This is a genomic window from Sphingobacterium sp. UBA2610, from assembly GCF_002339225.1.
Lineage (GTDB): Bacteria > Bacteroidota > Bacteroidia > Sphingobacteriales > Sphingobacteriaceae > Sphingobacterium > Sphingobacterium multivorum.
Map to the genome: position 1 here is coordinate 11,651 of NZ_DDKA01000020.1, position 21,341 is coordinate 32,991.

The 21,341-nt window shown below is 42.6% G+C and carries 18 protein-coding genes; 5 read left to right on the forward strand and 13 right to left on the reverse strand.

The window, feature by feature from the left end; genetic code table 11:
* Positions 1-8: 8 nt before the first annotated feature.
* Together B4Z47_RS14895 and B4Z47_RS14900 are read right to left on the reverse strand one after the other, a co-directional pair.
* Positions 9-1,691, reverse strand: coding sequence for a tetratricopeptide repeat-containing sensor histidine kinase (locus B4Z47_RS14895; protein ID WP_083295881.1), 1,683 nt, complete (start codon positions 1,689-1,691; stop codon positions 9-11).
* A gap of 101 nt (positions 1,692-1,792) precedes the next feature.
* Complete coding sequence (locus B4Z47_RS14900; RefSeq protein ID WP_175441972.1) at positions 1,793-1,960, reverse strand: hypothetical protein; 168 nt, start codon at positions 1,958-1,960, stop codon at positions 1,793-1,795.
* A gap of 28 nt (positions 1,961-1,988) precedes the next feature.
* Here B4Z47_RS14900 and B4Z47_RS14905 point away from each other — a divergent pair, with 28 nt between their 5' ends.
* Positions 1,989-2,138: a hypothetical protein gene (locus B4Z47_RS14905; RefSeq protein ID WP_159332799.1), complete on the forward strand. Its 150-nt coding sequence runs from the start codon at positions 1,989-1,991 to the stop codon at positions 2,136-2,138.
* 215 nt (positions 2,139-2,353) lie between these two features.
* Positions 2,354-3,418, forward strand: coding sequence for a hypothetical protein (locus B4Z47_RS14910; protein ID WP_070564644.1), 1,065 nt, complete (start codon positions 2,354-2,356; stop codon positions 3,416-3,418).
* 134 nt (positions 3,419-3,552) lie between these two features.
* Here the strand turns inward: B4Z47_RS14910 and B4Z47_RS14915 are convergent, their stop codons facing one another.
* Complete coding sequence (locus B4Z47_RS14915) at positions 3,553-3,999, reverse strand: nuclear transport factor 2 family protein (RefSeq protein WP_201639618.1); 447 nt, start codon at positions 3,997-3,999, stop codon at positions 3,553-3,555.
* Between the two features lie 217 nt (positions 4,000-4,216).
* Here B4Z47_RS14915 and B4Z47_RS14920 point away from each other — a divergent pair, with 217 nt between their 5' ends.
* Entirely contained in the window at positions 4,217-4,552 is a 336-nt protein-coding gene (locus B4Z47_RS14920; protein ID WP_070564650.1) for a hypothetical protein, read from the forward strand.
* A gap of 129 nt (positions 4,553-4,681) precedes the next feature.
* On the opposite strand, the gene B4Z47_RS14925 is transcribed toward B4Z47_RS14920, so the two are convergent.
* Entirely contained in the window at positions 4,682-5,128 is a 447-nt protein-coding gene (locus tag B4Z47_RS14925; RefSeq protein ID WP_201639619.1) for a nuclear transport factor 2 family protein, read from the reverse strand.
* Positions 5,129-5,487: 359 nt separating this feature from the next.
* On the opposite strand from B4Z47_RS14925, the gene B4Z47_RS14930 reads away from it, so the two are divergent.
* Positions 5,488-5,946, forward strand: coding sequence for a hypothetical protein (locus tag B4Z47_RS14930; protein WP_070566342.1), 459 nt, complete (start codon positions 5,488-5,490; stop codon positions 5,944-5,946).
* Between the two features lie 1,014 nt (positions 5,947-6,960).
* Here the strand turns inward: B4Z47_RS14930 and B4Z47_RS14935 are convergent.
* Entirely contained in the window at positions 6,961-7,407 is a 447-nt protein-coding gene (locus B4Z47_RS14935; protein ID WP_286709360.1) for a nuclear transport factor 2 family protein, read from the reverse strand.
* Between the two features lie 218 nt (positions 7,408-7,625).
* On the opposite strand from B4Z47_RS14935, the gene B4Z47_RS14940 reads away from it, so the two are divergent.
* Positions 7,626-8,384, forward strand: a complete 759-nt coding sequence (locus B4Z47_RS14940) for a type 1 glutamine amidotransferase domain-containing protein (protein WP_286709359.1) — start codon at positions 7,626-7,628, stop codon at positions 8,382-8,384.
* 232 nt (positions 8,385-8,616) lie between these two features.
* Here the strand turns inward: B4Z47_RS14940 and B4Z47_RS14945 are convergent, their stop codons facing one another.
* From B4Z47_RS14945 to B4Z47_RS14980, 8 genes are all read right to left on the reverse strand, one after another.
* Positions 8,617-9,696, reverse strand: coding sequence for an SGNH/GDSL hydrolase family protein (locus B4Z47_RS14945; RefSeq protein WP_070566347.1), 1,080 nt, complete (start codon positions 9,694-9,696; stop codon positions 8,617-8,619).
* Positions 9,697-9,792: 96 nt separating this feature from the next.
* Positions 9,793-10,665: a phosphodiester glycosidase family protein gene (locus B4Z47_RS14950; protein WP_070566350.1), complete on the reverse strand. Its 873-nt coding sequence runs from the start codon at positions 10,663-10,665 to the stop codon at positions 9,793-9,795.
* Positions 10,666-10,670: 5 nt separating this feature from the next.
* Positions 10,671-11,819, reverse strand: coding sequence for a YdcF family protein (locus tag B4Z47_RS14955; RefSeq protein ID WP_070566352.1), 1,149 nt, complete (start codon positions 11,817-11,819; stop codon positions 10,671-10,673).
* A gap of 1 nt (position 11,820) precedes the next feature.
* A complete protein-coding gene (locus tag B4Z47_RS14960; RefSeq protein WP_070566355.1) occupies positions 11,821-13,518 on the reverse strand; it encodes a right-handed parallel beta-helix repeat-containing protein in 1,698 nt (565 codons plus the stop codon).
* A gap of 25 nt (positions 13,519-13,543) precedes the next feature.
* Complete coding sequence (locus B4Z47_RS14965) at positions 13,544-14,470, reverse strand: sugar phosphate isomerase/epimerase family protein (RefSeq protein ID WP_070566357.1); 927 nt, start codon at positions 14,468-14,470, stop codon at positions 13,544-13,546.
* A 1-nt stretch (position 14,471) separates the two neighbouring features.
* Positions 14,472-16,253: a RagB/SusD family nutrient uptake outer membrane protein gene (locus B4Z47_RS14970; RefSeq protein WP_070566359.1), complete on the reverse strand. Its 1,782-nt coding sequence runs from the start codon at positions 16,251-16,253 to the stop codon at positions 14,472-14,474.
* 20 nt (positions 16,254-16,273) lie between these two features.
* Positions 16,274-19,816: a TonB-dependent receptor gene (locus B4Z47_RS14975; RefSeq protein ID WP_139144995.1), complete on the reverse strand. Its 3,543-nt coding sequence runs from the start codon at positions 19,814-19,816 to the stop codon at positions 16,274-16,276.
* A 190-nt stretch (positions 19,817-20,006) separates the two neighbouring features.
* Complete coding sequence (locus B4Z47_RS14980) at positions 20,007-21,218, reverse strand: FecR family protein (RefSeq protein ID WP_070566361.1); 1,212 nt, start codon at positions 21,216-21,218, stop codon at positions 20,007-20,009.
* Positions 21,219-21,341 lie beyond the last annotated feature (123 nt).

A 21,341-nucleotide genomic window follows, 5' to 3' on the forward strand; every position in this document is an offset into this window, starting at 1 on the left:
TTGTCTTTTTATAATGGGATAGTGGTCGTGATATTGAGCCCTTTTCCCGGTTCATTCACAAAGGTAATTTCACCACCGAAGCTTTCAATACGGGAAACCGTATTCGATAACCCTTTTCCTTTCGGTTTTTCTTGTGGGATTCCTATACCATTATCCTTATAGAATATGTTAAGCTGTTGGTCTGTTATGTCAAAACGTATGACGACCTGTTCGGCCTGACTATGTTTCTTCATATTGACCATCAGCTCCTGAAGCACATGCTTCACTTCATCTTTAATACGTTTGCTAATATCGTCCCACTGTTCGGCATCATTACCGGCGATTAATATCTTCCGATGGTCAGCAGCAAAGGATTTGAGTAAGCTGGCCAGTTGCTCGTTATAAGGTATCTCTGTGATCGTTTCCTGTTCGACATCGTGCGAGATATCGCGCGACTGGTGGTACATATTTTCCAGTTTATCGAGTACGTCATCGCGATTCACTTCATCGCCATGTTCGATTTCCGACATCACCCGGTAGATGCCATTGGCCACGACATCGTGGATCTTTTTAGAAAGATGCAACTGCGTCTCTTTGACGCGGTTCTGTGCTTCGAGTTCTAGACGTTGCTTGCGTCGTTTGTACCAAAGCGTTCCTCCACCAACAGCTAATAGGAGTAAAAAAATACTTGCACCTGTAATCGCGCGTTGTCGTATAAGACGGTTCTGCTTTTCGGCATTTTCTTTTTCCAGCCGCAGGTTATCGGCTTTATTTTTTTCAACTTCGTAGCGGATTAGGGCGAACTGGTTTTTGGCGGCGGCGCGGGCTTGCTGGATGCTGTCGCTTATTGTCTCAAATTGATTAAAATAAAAGGTAATTGAGTCTGACGAGCCTACCTTTATCATTCGTGAGAGGCCTTTCATCTGATCATCTCCACTCTTAAGTCGTCTCGCCATGGCTAGCTGTTTTCGAGCATAGAATAAGGAAGAGTCTGGATTAATCCTTTCATAATAGTCTGCTAAATGAGCTAGACTTGCATTCAGGCCCCATAAATCTTTTTTTTCCTCTCTAATCTTCAGGGCTGTTAAAAGACCTGAAACTGCTGAATAATTTGAATTTCTACGCCATCGGACGTAGCTTATATTCGACAAAGATCTTGCATACTCAGTTGGCAAAGCATGCACTTCATTTAATACACTATCTAAAATATCAATTGCTTTATCATATTCTTTAACATTCATATAGCTCATTGCTAAATTATTTTTATAAACTGATGTTGTCAATGAGTCGTCTGAAAAGTGAATAGCTTTTTTATAGAATAGAATTGCTTTCCTATAGTCACCAAGTTTATTAGTGCTGGCTCCCAAATTATTATAATCGGAACTTAAATATATACGATGTTTGGGGTTTTCGAAATTCAAAAAATTCAAGGCCTGTAAGGCGGTCTCCTGTGCTCCAAAATAATCTCCTAGATCCTTTTGCAAAATTGCCATGATAATTAAACAATTGCCTGTATTTATACTGTCTTTAGATTCAAGGAAAATATCTTTAGCCCGACTAAAATTTAAAAACGCACTATCGGAAACACCTTGTTCGAGATAATTGTATGCAATATCATAAAATGGATTTTCCGCTGAAGGTTGTTTATCTATTTCTTTCTTGTAACAAGAGGAAAAAAATAACAGGGAGAGGAATATATAAAGAGGCTTCAAGATGGTTCATTTTTCTCGAAAATAATTAAAATTAGCCATCAAAGCAATATATAAATTTAAAACGGGAGGTAACTAGATGCTACCTCCCGTTTGTGTATTTGTTATGGTTTTGGTGGCCGAGGTGGAATTGGCGTGCTCGTTTCCCCCCCGTTATCCCCCGGATCCACAGGAGGTGCATCTGCCGTTTGTACTGTTGACGTTCCTGCGCCAGGTTGTGAATTAGACGGTTGACCGATTCCAAATAGAAAATATAATATTAAACTCCACATGATTCAAAAAATTTAAAAAGTTGAAAAAATGAGTAGTCCCCGTGCACCATGCACGGGATTGCTACAAATGTTTTCAGAAGGCCTTCTGAATTTTTTGGGAAGTAAGAGTGTCAATCGCGGGAGGCAGAAGCTGCTTCCCAAACCGGCTAAAGACTACCGCGAGATCTTCTCATTGTGAAATCAGATTAGTATCTTTGTTTATATTTTAATCGATCCATCATCTGACTTCGAGAACAAAGTTATAGCCGTTAAAACCCTTTTTATCAAATGATTCCGATAGGTCCGAAAGGTCCGATAAAATGCTAAAGATTCTATGAATTCCGATGTATAAAGAATGTATTGACTTACGGGATTCCGTAAATTCCGGTGTAGAATTAGCTTAATTTTGATGCCATGCCAACGACATTTGCCAAATTTAAAGAAGAGGTTCTTGCCCTATATGAGGCAAAGAAAAACAACCATGAGCTGGATGATTTATTAGTTAATCCTTCGCCCGCCAAGCTAAGAGATTATTGCTTAGTTAGATTATCCGAAGGTTTGCCTCCCGAGGATATCGAAATTTTACAAAAGTTCTTTGATCCATATAAAAAAGAAAAGAGCTTGGAAGAAGCAATAGCGAAATACAATACTGGGTCATTAAAGGCATTGCAGAAATTTGCACTTAACATTACGCAAGATCCTGAAGACCGAGTAGTGAAGCTACTCGCAATACTCGTGGACTATCAACCGAGGCCATTTCGATACAGCTATGATACCTCAACATCAGATGGGGTGAAGGATCCATCACCAATAGATGAAAGAAAAAGCTCATCACTGACTGATAAACTAGATACCCCTTTAATCCCTACCGACGATAAAGAGCCAACATCGGAGGGTTCACCAATGATTTCCACATTGACGGGTGAAAACAAAGAACTTAAGGATAAACCGGAAGAAGAAAAAGCTGAAGAATTAATTGACGATCTGAACATTCAAAATGACTCAAATGAGCGGAGGCAAAACAAGGATGATATTGACAGATTTAAATATCCGCAACCATTTTTCAAAAAAAACAAACTTGTATTGAGGTTTTCAGGTGTAGCACTTTTGGTATTGGCAATATTGACTACCGTACATTTTCTGACGCCTGAAGAGTGCATGTGCTGGAATGGAGAAAAATATATTGAGGTAGATTGTCAGAGTAAGACACAGCCTTATCAAGTGATAGGCTTAGATAAAAACAAACTCGAGGGATTTGTGAAAATAACGAGACCAGATACCCTGGGTCCCAAGGATGTAGGAAGAGTATGGTATTCAAAAATCAATCATGAGGTGGAATTTTTTACTGGACCAGGTTATCATCCCACGGAATTCGGACGTTCCCTAAAAGCGGCCACCATGCGGATTTTAGATAGCTACGCAGGAACAAACGCCAAAGATGATCAAAACAAGAAATATGGTATTATGCAAAAACAATAATCTTTTGTTGCTCAAATGCAAATTTCCAAACTAAAAAAGCCACATCTTCCGACGTGGCTTATTAAACTAAACTTAAACATATGATTCACTAGTGGTTTGTCATTTATTTGCCGCAAACCACCAGTTGTAAAATTCTATTTATACGAATTGATTGATTTGGATACTTTCCAATTATTGCCCACACGCTCCAAGGTAACTAGGTCAGTCTTGGTGAAGTTCTCAAATTTCAACCTCACTTTGGCTACCATATAGTCAGCTGATTCTTCTAAGATGTCGGTGCTTACTATACAGTTAAGCTTTTCTCCTTTTTGTTTTTTCAAGGAATTAATCACTTCACTACGGCTATTAGATTGCGCATTGGTAGCTTGGATCTTTTGATTGAAATCTTCTGCGAATAACTGCTCTACGCCTGCTGATTCGCCCTCCGTAGTTATCGCAACATAGTGAGCAAGTGCCAAGTCTGCTGTAGAAAGGTTAACGTTTGCTTTTGTTGCTTTTGCTCCAGGTCCTTCAGCTGCCATAGCGAAAGTTGATACTGCGATTAGGGCTGCTGCTGCGAATGTTTTTACTAATGCTTTCATAATGTCTTTACTTTATATTGTTAGTTTTTTGTTCTTATTTGTTGACTCAAAACTACAACACAATAGGCCCCTAGCCTATGGACTTTAGACCAGCGCTCAGGAAAACTCGGTGAATGGCTGGAATGGGGAGGTGAAAGTTATCATTCGAATTAACGATTCAATGAAGCTATAGATTCGGGGAGAGATAATTTATTTCAAAATTTCATTATCTTAGTGCATGTGGCCACCGATATCAATTGACAAAATAGAACTTCTTATTTCGCAAGCAGAACTGACAATGGATTATAAAGCTTTAAACCTTTGGAATCTCATCAAAGTAACTCCTCATAAGTGGCAAGAAAAATCGTTTGGAGATGAGAGTGGGGGCTTTTGGGTGGTTGCCTTATTTGGAAATCAAATAATTTACTATAATGACATTGAAGAAGGCTTTAATATATCATCGTTTGAAATCTACGGCGTTATTGATCAATACGATTGTAACCAATCTGAATTGACCGCCCCCATTAATTATTTAGTTTCACAGTTGAGTCAAATCCCTGACGAGATTATTTAGGATAATAAACCGAACTAAAAAAATAGATAAATCATAAAAAAGCCACATCTCTCGACGTGGCCATAAATAAACATATGATTCACTAGTGGTTTGTCTTTTATTACTGGCAAACCACTAATTATTTAAATTCTATTTATACGAATTGATCGATCTGGATACTTTCCAGTCATTGCCCACACGTTCCAAGGTAACCAGATCAGTCTTGATGAAGTTTTCAAATTTCAAGGTCACTTTAGCCACCATATAGTCTGCCGATTCCTCAATGATGTCTGTGCTTACTGTGCAGTTCAGCTTTTCCCCTTTTTGCTTTTTCAAGGATTTAACCACTTCGCTACGGCTGTTAGACTGCGCATTGGTAGCTTGAATCTTTTGATTGAAATCAGCTGCAAACAACTGCTCTACTCCTGCTGATTCTCCCTCCGTAGTGACCGCAACATAGTGATCAAGTGCCAAGTCTGCTGTAGAAAGGTTAACGTTTGCTTTTGTTGCTTTTGCTCCAGGTCCCTCAGCTGCCATAGCGAAAGTTGATACTGCGATTAGAGCTGCTGCTGCGAATGTTTTTACTAGCGTGTTCATAATGTCTTTATTTATAGTGTTAGTTTTTAGTTCTTATTTGTTGACTCAAAACTACAACACAATAGACCCCTAGCCTATGGCCTTTAGACCAACGATCAGGAAAACTCGGTGAATGGCGGTAATGGGGAGAGGAAAGGGTTTAGAATAAAGCATTGAATTTTCGATAATCAGACTATAACAGCTATCTTTAATAGCAAAAGCTTCCACAAGTTAACCCCAGTCAAACATATTTCGCACAGATTCAGCAGCACGCCCAGGAATTTCTAAATACAAATGGTCAGAATTTAAAAGAATGGCTGGCCTTAAGATTAAATATTCAACTCGAAAATGGACTGTTTTTATTTCCCACAGGAGGTATAATGATAGAAGATAGTGAGGAATTGCCAGAAGAACCTAAAAGAATCCACCTAGCGGGAGTTGACACTAAAATAATTGAGGATTTTATTATCGAAAATCCTACAACAGCCTTTGTAGAATATCCTTGGGAAGCAATATCAATTGAGAAAAAATTAGCTTTCGAAGATATGCTGTATAAAGAAATCGATTCATCAGGATCTATAGTCGATTATTTACGGAGCCATTCTACGAACACTATTTTAAAAGGAGCCACAGTTTCAGCCTTTTGCATAAATGTTAATTCATCTCAGGTTTTATTTGAAATACAAAGTAAAAAGATCGATCAACGCTTTGCATTAATAGCATTCAAGCAATCCGATCGAGATGGAACTCGTTTGTTAAAAGGTATTAAATTATTTAATGATTTTGACGAATTCAAAGATCTCAAGATGTATCCAGACAGAAACGAATGGGAGAAATAAATTGAAATGAAAAAGGAAGGCAAGATCTTCATACAGTATAAATAAGCCAATACAAGTTATCAAAAAAATTTACTCCGATAAAACTATTTGGAAATGGCAATTGTTCTTATAATACAAAGCGGCTCCAAGCTATCTTTCGAAGGAAAGGTTCAACATAAAATTGGCGTCGTACAGTGAAAATCCAATTGTCTTAAAAAACATTGGATGACGAAACAAAAAAGAGGAAACGATAGGAAACATAAAAATTGCTGTACAAGTAAACGCTAAGAGAAAGGGTCTGATGAGAATCAGACCCTTTTGACGTAAAAAGCCAGATTTCAGGATCTGGCTTCTAAACTAAACTGAAAAAGTACTGCCCCCTAGTTTTCGGGATCCTTTATTTGCTCCAATAAGCATATCATCCGCTAATAATCAGCCTTTGTTATAAGCATCCATCTCATTATATTGAAAATGAAAAATAATGCAAGCCAAGCAAAAGAAAACATATCCGGGTATTGTAGGACAGCATGTAGGCTATAAAGACCTGCTATCCCTATAACTATCGAAAATATCCTATCTAATGTAGTTCCCAGTCTTCTTTTTATGATATATAACGAATGCAGTAAAACTGTTGTACAGATTATAATATAAATAACCGCCAGTAGAGCTTGAACAACTAAGTCCCACATATTGATGAAATCAACATAATTCAGGCAAGTAAAAAATTGAAATAGAGCAAGAAATAACACCATAAAAAAAAGGAGCGTAAACTTTTCACCCGGTAGAGGTAAAAGCAATATTGTAATGATATTAATAAACGCTTTATATCTTACTAGTCTTTCCATTAAGAAACTATGCTTTTTCATAATTGATTTATTTAATATCCCAAAGCTACCCTTCTTTTAAGATCAAAAATTTGATAAAAGGCAAAAAAAAGACATATCTCTTTACCATGGATGTTGTCTATACGCCAAAACAAAAAAGCCACATCTTCCGATATGGCTCTACAACATATATATTTATTTGAGATGGCTTCTACTTATACGAATTGATTGATTTGGAAACTTTCCAGTCATTGCCTACACGCTCCAAGGTAACTAGATCAGTCTTGGTGAAGTTTTCAAATTTTAAGGTTACTTTAGCAACCATGTAGTCTGCAGATTCCTCGATGATATCAGTGCTTACTGTACAGTTCAGCTTTTCGCCTTTTTGTTTTTTCAAGGATTTAATCACTTCGCTACGGCTGTTAGACTGCGCATTGGTAGCTTGAATCTTTTGATTGAAATCAGCTGCAAACAACTGCTCTACTCCTGCTGATTCTCCCTCTGTCGTTACCGCAACGTAGTGATCTAAAGCCAAGTCCGCTGTGGAAAGGTTAACGTTTGCTTTTGCCGATTTTGTTCCCGGTCCTTCAGCTGCCATAGCGAAAGTTGATACTGTGATTAAGGCTGCCGCTGCGAATGTTTTTACTAATGAGTTCATAATGTCTTTATTTTATATTGTTAGTTTATCTGTTCTTATTTGTTGACTCAAAACTACAACACAATAGGCCCCAAGCCTATGATCTTTAGACCAACGCTCAGAAAAACTCGGTGAATGGCAGGAATGGGGAGGTGAATTTTAATTTTGTGATGTAGGTCACGGTAAATTACCATACAAAATCAAGAAATTTGTTCCAACAGGAAGAAAATCAAAGCAATATGAAAGCAAAACAACTCTTTAGGCAAATAGGAATATTTTCGGCTTTATTAATCTTAATAGTAACGCATTGCTATGCAACAAACCGAAAACCAAAAATTCTATTTGTAGTAACTAGTCACGATACAAAAGGTAATACAGGCGAGAAAACAGGTTATTATCTCGGGGAAGTCTCACATCCCTGGGAGGTTTTAACAGCGGCTGGATATGAGATTGATTTCCTTAGTCCACAGGGAGGGAATCCACCTGTGGATGGATTTGACCTGACTGATCCTGTTAACAAAAAATTCTGGGAGGATAAATACTACCACAATAAAATCACCCATTCACTCAAACCTTCTCAGGTAAAACCGGAAGATTACAAAGCCATCTTTTACGCCGGAGGACATGGTGCGATGTGGGATCTGCCTTTCGACCCATCAATCGCAAAGATTGCCACCAAGATATATGAGGCAAATGGGGTCATTGCAGCTGTATGTCATGGACCTGCAGGCTTAACCAACATCAAACTGAGCACCGGCGAATATTTGATAAAAGGGAAAAAAGTTAATGGCTTTAGCAACGAAGAAGAAGAGCTTGTCAAGCTCAGCAATGTTGTTCCCTTTTTACTAGAAGATAGACTAAAAGCAATAGGTGGGATTTATGAAAAATCCGAACCTTGGCAGTCCCATGTCACTATTGACGGCAGATTGATCACTGGGCAAAACCCGCAATCAGCCAAAGCTGTAGGCATAGCCATCGTCAAAGCATTAGCTGAATAAGGTACACCCCAAAAATAAAAACATTGCCTTTTGAAAACCATAGGGTCTGTCCAATATTTACTGTACAATTAAACGCTAACAGAAAGGGTCTGATGAGAATCAGGCCCTTTTTTTGGCTTCTAAGGGGTTTACAAATACGTCCCTGCTTCTGCAAACTGACACGATTAGATGTCTGCGTATTTCTGAAAGTCAGCGATCACTCCCGGAGTAGTAGTGGAAAGCTGGTGAAGATTTACGGACTATTTTCTAGAATCGCCTCTACTTTACGCCCGATTATTTTAAGCATCCTTTCAAATCCCACATCTGTAGGGTGGGTGCCATCCACTGTTCCTTCCGAATCATCACCTATCAAATGGTCTGTAGGTATGTAATACAAATTTTTGTAACCTGCCTGTAGCAGTCTTTCATACTGTAGCTTAAAATTCTTATTCTGCTCGGTCAATTGCGCGCTCCATTTTAAATTATAATTGCCGACCTGACGGGTAATACTCTCTATCAGCAATATGGGTACCTGAGGATGGGATTTACGAATCCGTTTCACAAAATTAAACGTTCGTTCTTTGACTTCTTCGGGACTACTATTTGGCACACAATCCATGATGAGTAGACCCATAGAATCAATATCACATAGCATATCAGCCACGGCAGGCTCCATCCGGGCATTGCCACTCACGCCCATGTTGATCACATTGGCGTTCAACCGCCGCCCTAATTGCGCTGGATAAGCTAATCCCGGGCGGCTTGCGGAAGCTCCATGGACAATGCTGGAACCATAAATCACGACCTTTTTGTTAAAAGACTGTCTGGTACCAACAAAGGTGGCTTTGTCATCAATAATCAGGTCAAAATCCAATAGCTCTTTATACAAGGGAAAGTAAACAAGAAATTCTTTTTCTGTTTTCGCCATATCTTCAACAAGCGTAGCTTTACTTTCCGCCATGTTCAGATCGGGACGAGCTACCCCTGCAAAGCGCCACCCACTGGGCTCTTTTACATATACATCAAAACCCCGTGACATAATCGGCGTGGAATTATTGCCTAGCGCCGCATCCGCCGTCTTCCATCGTAAAGATAATTTGCTCGTATTGCTCTTAAACGTAATAAACATTCCTGCAGCATGGGTATATAATTTCTTTACCGCAGCAGGAAGTTGCCTGTACTTTGCTGTATCTATCCGATGAAATTTTGGTGCGTTTTCAAAAGCTCTTCCCTGCAGCTCAAATTTGGCCGACGAAATAACCTGCTGGGCGTATAAAGATACTGAGCCACAAACAAGAAGGAGGAAAAATAGGATACTTGTCTTTTTTCTCATGATGTTTCAATTAATAGCAATAGAAATGATTCTAATTGAATAGTGGCCATCTCATATTATCCATAAGATGGCCATCTACTTATAAAGGTATCGAATTTATTTCACTGTAAATACCGTAGCTACAGCGCGTTCACCTTCATGGTCAAACTTTCCATTATCTGAAGGATAGTTAACCACGCCTTCGCCCTTCACCCAAGCTGTGGAGGAACCGCCACCATCATAGTTTAACGCGGAAGTGCAGCCCAAGGCAGCCATTAACTCGCCCAGCTGGGGTATCGTCAGTCCCTGTGATTGTGATGAGCGGCCATCAATAACAGCTACAATAAGTTTATTGTCCTTGGTAAGCCCCACTGCTGTACGGGGATGTCTGCTGGTATTGAAATCTACATTCAACTGCTCCAGCACCTGACCATTCTGCATCAATAACGGGCCGCCAGCCAGTGCAGCGGTGGCGCTCAGCGTCCCCCAGCCTCCTGCGGGTTTCGGCACAATCTGATAGCTTTGCCCCGTAAAGGTAAATGCACCATTTTCACGGTAGCTATTAAATCCATTCACAGTCTGATTGATTACCTGGCCATCGTATTTGAAAAATACGGTTGATCCGCCTGTACTGGTATTAAAGTAACTGCCGTTAAATGCCACCAAAGCGCCCTTAGCCGTCGCGGCAGCACTTGTTTTTAGAAATCCGGTCTTCACATAGGGAATTTCCAGCTGCATGCCTTTCTTCAGATCGATCTCAAATACATTGACATATTGTTTGGATTCAAATATCCGTGGAAATTGGTAATATTTCCACAGCACACCGTCAGCAACCGTTTTTGTATTCCAAGCTGCCGTATTGATAATCTCCGCCAAGTTTTCTTCCTGGGGAATACTGTAGTCATAGGGCAGCTGCGTTCCGCCCTCATTTTTCTTGCATGAAATAACAAGAAAAAGCAGCAATAAGCTATATATAAAATTTCTTTTCATCTGTTTTACTTTATTTCGCCGATCCACTTTAATTTTAATGGAACCACTTTTTCAATTGTTTTCTGGTTAATAGTGTATACGGCCGATTCCATATTGCGGTAAAAGACGACCTTGTTTTCTGATGGCAGTAATCTTGCCGCACTTACGTTGCCCGTCCCCCAGCTATAGGGCCAGTTGGCAAAATAGTGTTGCGGCACAGTTTCCCGCTCATACTGAAAGGCCTTTCCTTTTCGCTCAGCCAATAGCACCTTGTCCTTTCCGATCAATACCAATGATTTTCCCTGGATATACCCTGTATTGATTTGGCTCCAGTTCAATGTGTCTGGCAGCGTCAGCCATTTCTGAATCGGTTGTTCATCCAGCACCTTAAAATCTTTTTTTGAAACTTTACGGCAATAGCCATCAAAGAGGATGTACCATACGACCACGTCGTCAATATATATCGGTGGATTAAACTCTGAACTCCCTTTCAGAAAAGGAAACAGCTTCTCCACTGGACTGACACTATAGCTTGTGTTAGCTACATCCGTTGTGTAGACCATATCCTGTGTGAGATAATAGGTGCTGTCTTTTTTTGTCCATACCGCTTCCGGTGTCAGCCAGGTGCCTTTTAACGTAAAAAGATGATTGTCATCGTAAGCGTTAAATATTCCGCCATAATCAAGACGGTCTTCCTTTTTGGGCTGAATAGCACCTTCAATAAAAAATTTCGCTGTCACCCCATCGTATTTTTCCAGGCGTGCAGCAACAGCGATCGCATGCCAGTGGTTGGAAACAACATACACCGTATCTCCAGGCTGGATGATTCGCTCTCCAGCGTTATTTTTGAGGCGTCTGCTGAAAATATAATTCTGCACCGTCGTCTTGGAGTTTTCCTCCTTGAAGATCAATGCCGCAGGTACCCCCTTGCTGACCAATTGCAGCGCCATGGACGAAGCTTCACAAATCTTGGAACCGTGCGCACCACAACCTCCAGACACCACAATAGCATCCATCGGCCGGATATGGTAGAGCTGGGCAGCAACATCTACCCGCTGGGCCAATACCTCAGGATCGGCTGAACCCAATAATAGCAGGATATTCTTGTGCTCAGCAGCTCGGCTGTTGCCTAATAGAAGAAGGGTAAGGATAAATAAACAGCTTAATTGTTTCATCTTATTTCACTTTTGCACCCATCCAAGTAGAAGAGCGCGGGTTATTATTGATATCTTGTTGCATGCGACTATCGTCCAATGCCGGCTTATATTTCTTGGCAAGCTCCAGCAATCCGGATGAGCTTAAACCATAACTCATGGACGGATTTTCGGCACCGATGGGCAGGTAATCCGGATTCAGCATGGTCGCAGGTTCAAAGCTTAGCTTTGGAACAATGCTTCCATCAGCGCCATACACCGCCTTCGTAGCAACAGTGTGCTGGATTAATGGAACAACAGCAATGTTATCAGAATAAGCATCAACATCGCTTGAACTGCCCGCCTGAATATTGCCCGAAACGATTGAATTGATCAAAGTCAAGTTGTTGACATTGCTGCGGCGATAGACACCTCCGCCGGGACCAACAACGGCATTCTTGGTAATGGTTGTACTGATTACGTCTGCCTGACAGTTATCATACAGCATCAGTCCGCCACCGCCGTTGGCTGATGTACTTGAATTTTCAGCCAGCAGGCAATTAACAAATACCCCTTTTGATTTTTCACGCAGATAAACCCCTGCTCCATAGGATGTATTTGAATTGCCAACCACCTCACAATTATAGAGTGTAATAGCTGCATTTGGATAAGCGTGTAAGCCCCCTGCGGTGCCTTTGGCACTATTGTGATTAAACTGGCTATCGTAGGCAATCAGTGACCCATCGGCGATCCATAGTCCGCCACCGTTATTTCCGCTGTTGCTATTATTGTTGATGCGACAATTTTCCAACCTGAGCTGGGCACCTGAAAACGCATAGATGCCGGCAGCAAAACCTGCAGTTCCCTTATCTGCGGTCGCTTTATTATCAATCACCTCCACATTTTTGAGCAGAACCCTGGCCATACCAATTAACATACCGCCACCTTGGCCACGGCTGAATTTTACGTTATCGATCGTTGTACTGGCACTGCGGTCGGTGGCATTTCCCCCTTTGATGCTGATATTTTCCAGCATAACCTGATTTTCAGGATCCGGGGTTGCCGTCACTGTGACTGTGTGAAACACCGATTTTCCACTGGAAAGCTTCCCCTGAAAGATGGTTTTATACAAGGCCGGATTGGGCTGATCTCCAGGTTTGACATTGGCCGCGTATCCGCCTATTAGGCTGACATTTTTTGCGATCTCTATGGTTTTATCGGATTCCTCATTCACATCACCATTGCGAATGGTTCTAGTTGGAATATAGGTTCCCTCGGCCAAGAATAGGGTACTGCCTGTCGTTGCTTTTTCGAGTGCCTGATCGAGATCTGTAGCACTACTCCACGAACTGCCATCTCCCTTACCTGCGGGAGTCACATAAAAAACGGGCACTTTTCCGGATTCCTGCAAAATCAAGATCTCCTGCGATACATTATCGTTCAGCCTGAGCAGCAAAGTCGCCGAACGTTCATCCTCCGAATTTTTCGAAACAGAAAACCGGATCTTATTTTTCCCTTTGGGATACACCGTACTATCCAGTTTGATCCAGTCTTTGTCGCTACTGACGGTAATCGTTGCATTCGCTAAGATGTCCAACTGATAGGTATCGGCCCTACTGCCGACCTCCATATAATCCCGATCGACCAGGAGCCGCTGCTCACTTTCGATTTTATCTTTTTTACAGCTCTGTATGCCTAAGGCAGACAAAAGAACCATAAAAATATATAACGATTTTTTCATTATAATCAATGTTTTTTGAACCTACTTATTGTTTTGTGTTGCTATAAATCTGCTGCAGCTGACGGTAACATTCAATCAGCTGGGCTGTGGTTTCATAATGACACTCAAACATGAATACACCTTTATATTTAATTTTTTCCAGTGCGGCCAATATGGTATTCCAGTCATTCTGCCCTTTACCATTACAAGGCAGGTAGTGACTTTCCTTTGTTCCATCCCCATCCGCGACATGAAGCGTCTTGACGCGCGGTCCAAAAGCCAAAAGCAGCCGCTCGGGATGTGCAATATGGTTCATATCCACTGCAATGCCAACCTGATCAGGAAAGCGGGCAAAAAGTTCCTGACATTCTTCTACGGTCCGCAGTAGGGGTCGTTCCCGCTCCCCTACCGTCAGCGAAGGCCCGAGCATATTTTCGATGACGAGTTGAAGCCCTGCCCCCGATACCGCCGTGTACAACTCCTTGACAGAACGTACCAGCTGCTCCTTGCGGGCCTCGCGTCTGTTGGGTTCGAGATAATAGGATGGGTGAAACAGAATCACCTGCGGATGAAGACGGTAAAGACCTTCCAGTAGCTGCAAATGCATTCGCATCACCTGCTGCCGCTGCTGTTCGTCCAGCGTAGAGATATCTATTTTGGCGGAAAAGGGCATATGGATAGACCATACCTTCACCGCAGCTTTTTTCAGTACAATGGCCAACGAATCGCATTTAAGCAACCATTCAGCCTGCGGGATTTTTAAACTGAGGTCTGCATTGACGAAGCTTCCGAGACCTGCAATCTCTATATAATCCATACCAGCTTCTTTGTCTGCTTTTAGCTTTTCAAATGCTATCTTCCGGATATCAAGAGAGTAGCCAACGGCATAATCAGGCCGATCCTGTTTTTGACAGTACGTATATCCAGGGATCAAAAGATAACAGAGGATCGAAATAAAAATAAGTTGTTTCATGTTATCTGTATAATTTCTCCCATTCAGGATTTTGTTTCAAATTTGGGTTTAACTTGATATCTTCGATTGGGATCGGTGCATAGTAATCACGTTTTTCATCAAACTTACCCCGTTGATAAAATGGATCAAGTGACCCCTTATTGGCATTCTGTGTATTCGAAACTGGGTCCCAAAGTGTCCGCTGATTGATATTGATCAAGGTGGTCACCGTACCCGGTGCACCCGATGTATTACCTGTATGGACATACACATCCGCCTTGCCATCTCCTGTAAAATCATAAGCTCCGATACCGGGAAAATAAACCCCGACAATAGGCTGATTCAGTTTGGATCCGGCTTTCCATCGCATTAAATCATCCCAGCGCTGCCCTTCGTTGAACAATTCAATCCGTCTTTCGCGCCGTATTTCCAATAGTACTCCCCTGAATGCTCCACCATCGACGTTCGGATACATGGCCAGCAGATAAGGGTCAGGGTTGGCATTCGCTTCCGCTAGAGATAGCATCGGCATCCCCGCGCGGCTACGCAGCTTATTGACGGTCAGGTCAAGGTCGCTTTGGCTGATCGTCCCCAGTTCGGCTTTTGCTTCGGCATTGATCAGCAGTGCTTCTGCATACCGGAATAAGATGACATCGAAATAGGAGGCCGATACGCCCCATTGCAATTTGTCAGGCAAGGCCTTGATCAGGCGATAGCCTGTCGTGGTGATCGTCAAGTTGACAGGCTCATTTGCTGTTTCTCCATTAGCACGGAAGTCAGGTCCCGCTGTTGTCTGTGTAAGCCTTGGATCTCTATTCTGCATTTCCTGATAGAATTCCATGGTCTTGTAACCTGATCTATCCGTAAAACGGCTTCCATCCTTCATCAGATAGCTATTGATCATATCTTTGGCGATACCATAGGCCCCCGAAGTTGCTGAGGTGAAGGAATAGCCAAGGCCATGCACACGCATGCCTAGTTCAAAATCAATGGAGAGAATAGTCTCCACCTGATCCTGATTATTTCGGGCGAACAGATTTCGATAGGCTTGATCTGCTCCGCCCTGGCTGTACAAGGTATAGGCCCCACTATTCATCAATTCGGTCGATGCACTAACAGCCTCATTCAGTAACTTTTCATGTCCTGCGATCTGATGGTATTTTCTAAATGTTCCTTCAAAGAGTGCCACCCTTGCTTTCAGCAGCAGCGCCGTGTATTTAGTGATCAAGTTAAGCTGTTTTTCAGCTGGTATATTTTCGATCGCATAGTCCAGATCGGCCATAATGGAATCCATCACCAGCTGCCGGGTGTCCCTAGCCTTGAAAAGGTCTTCATCTTTGGCACTCAGCACCTTTCCGTACCAGGGCACGTCACCGAAAGTTTTCACCTTATCGTAATAAAAATTCGCTCTAAAAAAACGGGCTATGCCGCCGTATTTCTTTTGTGCTACAGCGTCGGGCACTTTATGGTAGTTGGCCAGAAAATAATTGATCTTGCGCAACTGGCTCCAGGACCAACCGCCCGAACCGCTTCCCACGGGGACAGTTCGATTGCCCTTGATCCGGTCGGCAACCGTAAGGGGTATCATATTATCCGAATTACCATCGTTTGTATACCAGGATTCATTGGGTAAAAAGGTGTAAAAATCATTGGTGGCCACCTCCAGATCCTTTGCTGTATTGAAAAAATAAGGCGCTTCCACCTGGTCCTCCGAGGGACGGTCCAAATAATCTTTCTGACAAGCTGCCAGCGATAGCAAGATCAACAGACCAAGTAGTTTATAGGTGTTTGTTGTAAGTTTCATTATCATTGCGTTGTCAAGTATTAAAGCGTAAGCATTAAACCAAAAGAATAAGTTTTACCCATGGGATAGTCCCGTAGCAGTCCCCGCTCCGAGGAATCCGCAGGATCATTGGCACTTGCAGGCGAATTATAATTGATCATTGCACCTGCTTGTTCGGGATCTATATACTTCGTCAGATGGCCAAAGTTCCAGGTCAACAGATTCTCGCCGCTGAAGTAAAACCGTAATTTTTCAACTTTATAGCGCCTTGTCCATTTCTGCGGTAAGGTGTATCCCAACGTAAAATTTTTCATCCGTAGGAACCCAACATTGGTCAGGTAATAGTCGTTCAATTCGTACAGCGACCTTCCACTCTGCAGCGACGAGTATCCCCGATAGATCTGTGGATACCTGTTCCCTTTATTGTCCGGCGTCCATGCATTATCTACCAAGTCTTTGCGTACAAAGGAAAGATATGGGCGCTGGTAGGAACCCCAGTATAAATCTCCTGTCGGGTACCAATCCTGTTTGGCAACACCAGCAAAGGCTGCCGAGAGATCAAAATTATTCCAGGAAGCACTCATATTGATTCCAAATGGAAATTTCGGCATGGCATTACCAATGGGTTTAATATCACCGTGGTTGGCAAGCGTATTATCGCCTTTGTCGATGCGTCCATCACCATTGAGATCCACGTATTTCACATCGCCGCCGCGCAACATATTCCATTCACTATTTTGCGACACACTCAGAATATCATTATATACTTTGGAGAGGGACAATTGTGGATCCTGGAAACTATTCTGGTAGCTCAATGCCTCCGCATCGGACTGAAACTGTCCGTCGATATGGTATCCCCAGATCTGCCCTAGCACCTGTCCTTCGTAATAGGAGCTCAACAAGCCTTGTGGATTATTATATTTCGTAATGATCCCTTTAAAATTAGTGGTATTTGCGGCGATGTTGAAACGAAAGGGTGAGCCGGCAAGGTCAAATTTATCCTGGTAGCTTACCCCCACTTCAAAACCTTTATTGCGCAAAGCAGCATAGTTTTCACGCGGTTCATTAGCTCCAAATACCGCTGGAAGTGGCTGCCCCGGAAGATACATGCCTTCAACATCCTTCTGATACCAGTCAAAGTTGATATTTAGCTTGTTCTGGATCAGCCCAAGATCAACGCCAAAGTCAATGCTTTTGGTCCGTTCCCAGGTGACGACATTCGGCAACGGTGCCGGTGTACTCGCCCCGATAAGACGGGAGCCTCCATTTAGCCAAGCCAACTGCTGCACCGTCATCAATTCTTTAAAGGTATTGACACCTACAGTCTGGTTGCCGAGCTTGCCATAAGAAGCTCTGAGTTTTAAGGTAGGTATACTGCCTTTGATCGATTCCCAGAAGTGCTCACGATCTAGCTGCCAGCCTAATGAGACGGAGGGAAAAAATCCCCATCGGCTCCCGCTTGGAAAGCGTGACGAACCATCATACCGTGAATTTATTTCCAGCAGGTATTTATTATCGTAGGCATAATTAAAACGGCCAAATACACCCTGAATAGCCCAATTTTCAGCTGTTCCACTCAGGCTATACATGGAAGTCCCCAGCGCCAGGTTGGATAGATCTTCGATCAGCAGGTCGTCCATGGCCCCGGCGATACGGTCCCGGTCAAAGGATTCCTGATTGTAGCCTACCAATAATTTGAACTGATGTTTTTGCGCCACACTTTTTTCGTAGGTCGCAAACAGGTTCATCGCGTTATATTTGTCTTTCCAGCGGTATTCTGTCAGACGGTTGAGCCCTGCTGTCGTATAATTGAGCTTGTTGCCCGAATAGTAACTAAAGGGGTTGAGGCGTGTGCTCCGTGAAAAGTTTTCGATACGGTTGCTATAATCAAAATTTACCTGTAGGCCTTTCATTGGCTTGAGCAGGACACGGAAGGTATTGGTAAACTCTTCACTATTGCGTACCTCCCAGCTTTTTCCGGATTCCAGCCCTGCATTGGCTCCCTGACCGCCAGTACCCACACCGATATCCGTTGGAATACCATCGACAAAATTGGGGTAAAAAGGCATTAGATTATACCAGGTCGTCGTGCTCCAAAGTCCCCCCAGACCATTACTGTACCCCCCATATTCTTTATCCTTTTCGTTGATGAACTGCGTATTGTTTGAAATTTCCAACCAGCTGTTGGGCGTGAATACCAAATTGGATTTTATATTCTGGCGATCCATATTCGCATCGTCATTGATATTGTTGATCGTTTCCCGTTTGAATACACGTCCAGAGAGATAGGCTTTCAACTTTTCACTGCCACCTGAAATGGCGATATTATGGAAGTTGGAGGGCTGATATTTTTTAAATAGGTAATCCCACCAGTTGGTCTTATAGAAAAATTTATAGGTTCCGTCTGTCTGTTTCTCATGAAAGGGCGCAATCTCACCTGCAGCCACCATTTTAATTGCGTCCCAGTCCATTGCATTGTAACGTGTATAGGAACTGCCGTTATAACCATACAGTGCGGCATCTACTGTTTTACCATAGACATAGGGATCGGAGATATAGTCGGTACGGGAGGCGGGTGTAGTCCAGGCAAAATTATTGACATAATCGACCTTAACTGTTCCTGCCTTTCCTTTTTTGGTGGTGACCAAGATGACTCCAAAAGCACCACGGGCTCCATAAATGGCCGCCGAAGCAGCATCTTTCAGGACAGAAACACTTTCAATATCGTTGGGATTAACCCGTGTGATATTCCCTTCGATCCCGTCGATCAATACCAGCGGGCCGCCCTCATTGATGGAATTGAATCCCCGCACATTGATATCGGGTGTTTTGGATGGATCACCGCTGTTGAGCTGTATATTCAAGCCCGGCATAAGTCCCTGGAGTGTACCTGCAATATTTGCACTTGGACGCAGCGCGATATCATCCGCATTGACCTGCGACACAGCTCCCGTCAGATTGGCTCTTTTCTGTACACCGTAGCCCACGACGACAACTTCTTCCATTGCATTGATAGCCGGCTTCATGGTCACATGCAATGTCGACTGCTTTGCCAGCGCTATTTCCAGCGGCTGATAGCCAACCATCGTAAATACAAGTATGGCATCCGGGCTGCTGACCTGGATCTGAAAGCTGCCATCCTCCCGACTGAGTGTTTTCTCCTTTTTGCCTTTTTCACTGATAGTAACATTGTCCAACGGTCGGCCCTGATCGTCTTTGACAAATCCTTTGACCGGGTACAGCTGCGGAGCCTCCGTAACCGATACCTGGCGAACGGGCTGATCCACTTGTTTATTCAAGACAATATTTTTATCCGCTTTGACATAAGATAACTGCAACTGGGCCAATAGATCTTTCAAGGCTTCTTCAAAAGAAATATTGTGGTAGCTCACGCTGATACGGTCGTCTTTTGCGATCAGCGATTCGTTGTAAAAAATATTGTATCCGCTTTGCTTCTGCAGTTCTTTCAAGACAGCACTCACTTTCACATTATTCCGCTTCAGATTGACGGTCTGGCCAAAAGAAAATGCATGCAGCTGCAAATTGGCTGCGAATAAGAGAGGAATTGCTAATGACAATTTCATAGAAATTGGTATTTTCTGGGATCTTACCTGACATAATTGGGTCGGTCCGATCAATTTTTTTTTATTAAATTGCATTCGGTTGAGATAAAATTTAACGGTTTTACTATTCATCCATGTCGAGAAAAAGACAAAACTTTCAGGGGCGTTGGCGCGCTCCTGATTGTTATATATGCTTCCCTTCTCATCAGCGTTAGTTTAGCACATATATCCTCCTTCCTTTACGTTCGAAATGTACGCCACCGGCGAGAGAAATTGTTTTCAACAATTTATCGATATTTTCATAGCGGGAGATTGTCCCGGAGAAGTGCTGTCCCTGCAGCTGATCTTGGTAACTGATCTCGACATCATACCAGCGTGCTACCTCGTCCATGACCGTTTGAATGGATGCATTATCAAAAGCAAAATTTCCATTTTTCCAGGCAAGACTATAGAACGGATCCACTTGTTCCTTTTTCACGCTCTTGCGGCTTTTATCAAAAACGACCTGGTCATTGGGCGCTAGGACCTGTTCTTTCAAGGCAGCATCGCCAAAAGATAGCTTGACTTTTCCTTCTACCAACGTGGTAACGATTTGATCCCCAAAACTCCTGATGTTAAAATGTGTTCCAAGAACCTCGAGTGTCTGTGCTCCACTTTGCACGATAAAAGGTACCCGTTTGCCTTTATTGTCCATTTTAGCCACTTCAAAATAGGCTTCACCTTCGAGCTGCACCGACCGCAACTTCGCATCAAATTTTACAGGATATTTGATCTTACTGCCTGCATTGAGCTGCACAAGACTTCCGTCGGCCATCTTTAATGTATACTCTCCACCTCTAGGGGTTACGACCGTATTGTAGACGATGTTATTTGTTGGTGACAACATGTCTTTGAGCTTATAACTGATTTGACCTTTATTATCTTTGGTGATCAAATATTCGCCTTGGTCAAGGACTGTATCCGCATGGAGCAAACTGAGGTCGATCTGTTTTCCATCTTCAAGAATGATTATGGCTTTATCAGAACCCGGTACGATCGACACCGTAGACAGCTGCTCTTTTGGCTGCATATCCACGGTATAAAAGTTGTAGTAGCCCCATAGCACGGCTACGCAGAACGCAAGAAAGATTGCCGCCACCTGCCACCATCTACTCCTGAAATTAAAATGTCCATCTGTAGTTCTTTGGTACGTAGATGCAGGTGTTGCTAATCTCGGATCGGCTAATATATTTTCCATCATCCGATGTGGATCGGGGTATGTTGCGGGCTTTGCAGGGTACGAGTTCTCTCGCCAGACTTTCTCCCAAGCCTGCAGAAATGCAGGATCATCCATTAATCCTACAAGCAGTTCCTGTTCTTCTTTGCTGGCTTGATCAGCAAGATATTTACGTATTAATTGGCTGTATTGTTCAATTTGGTTCATTCCTTTGGATCGATTTCAACTACATAATCGCACGAAGCCGGAAAAAGTACCAATAGAAAAAATTTTTTTTTACGGATTTTAGGCGACCTAACTTTTTAGCCCCCTGAGATGGCTAATTACAAC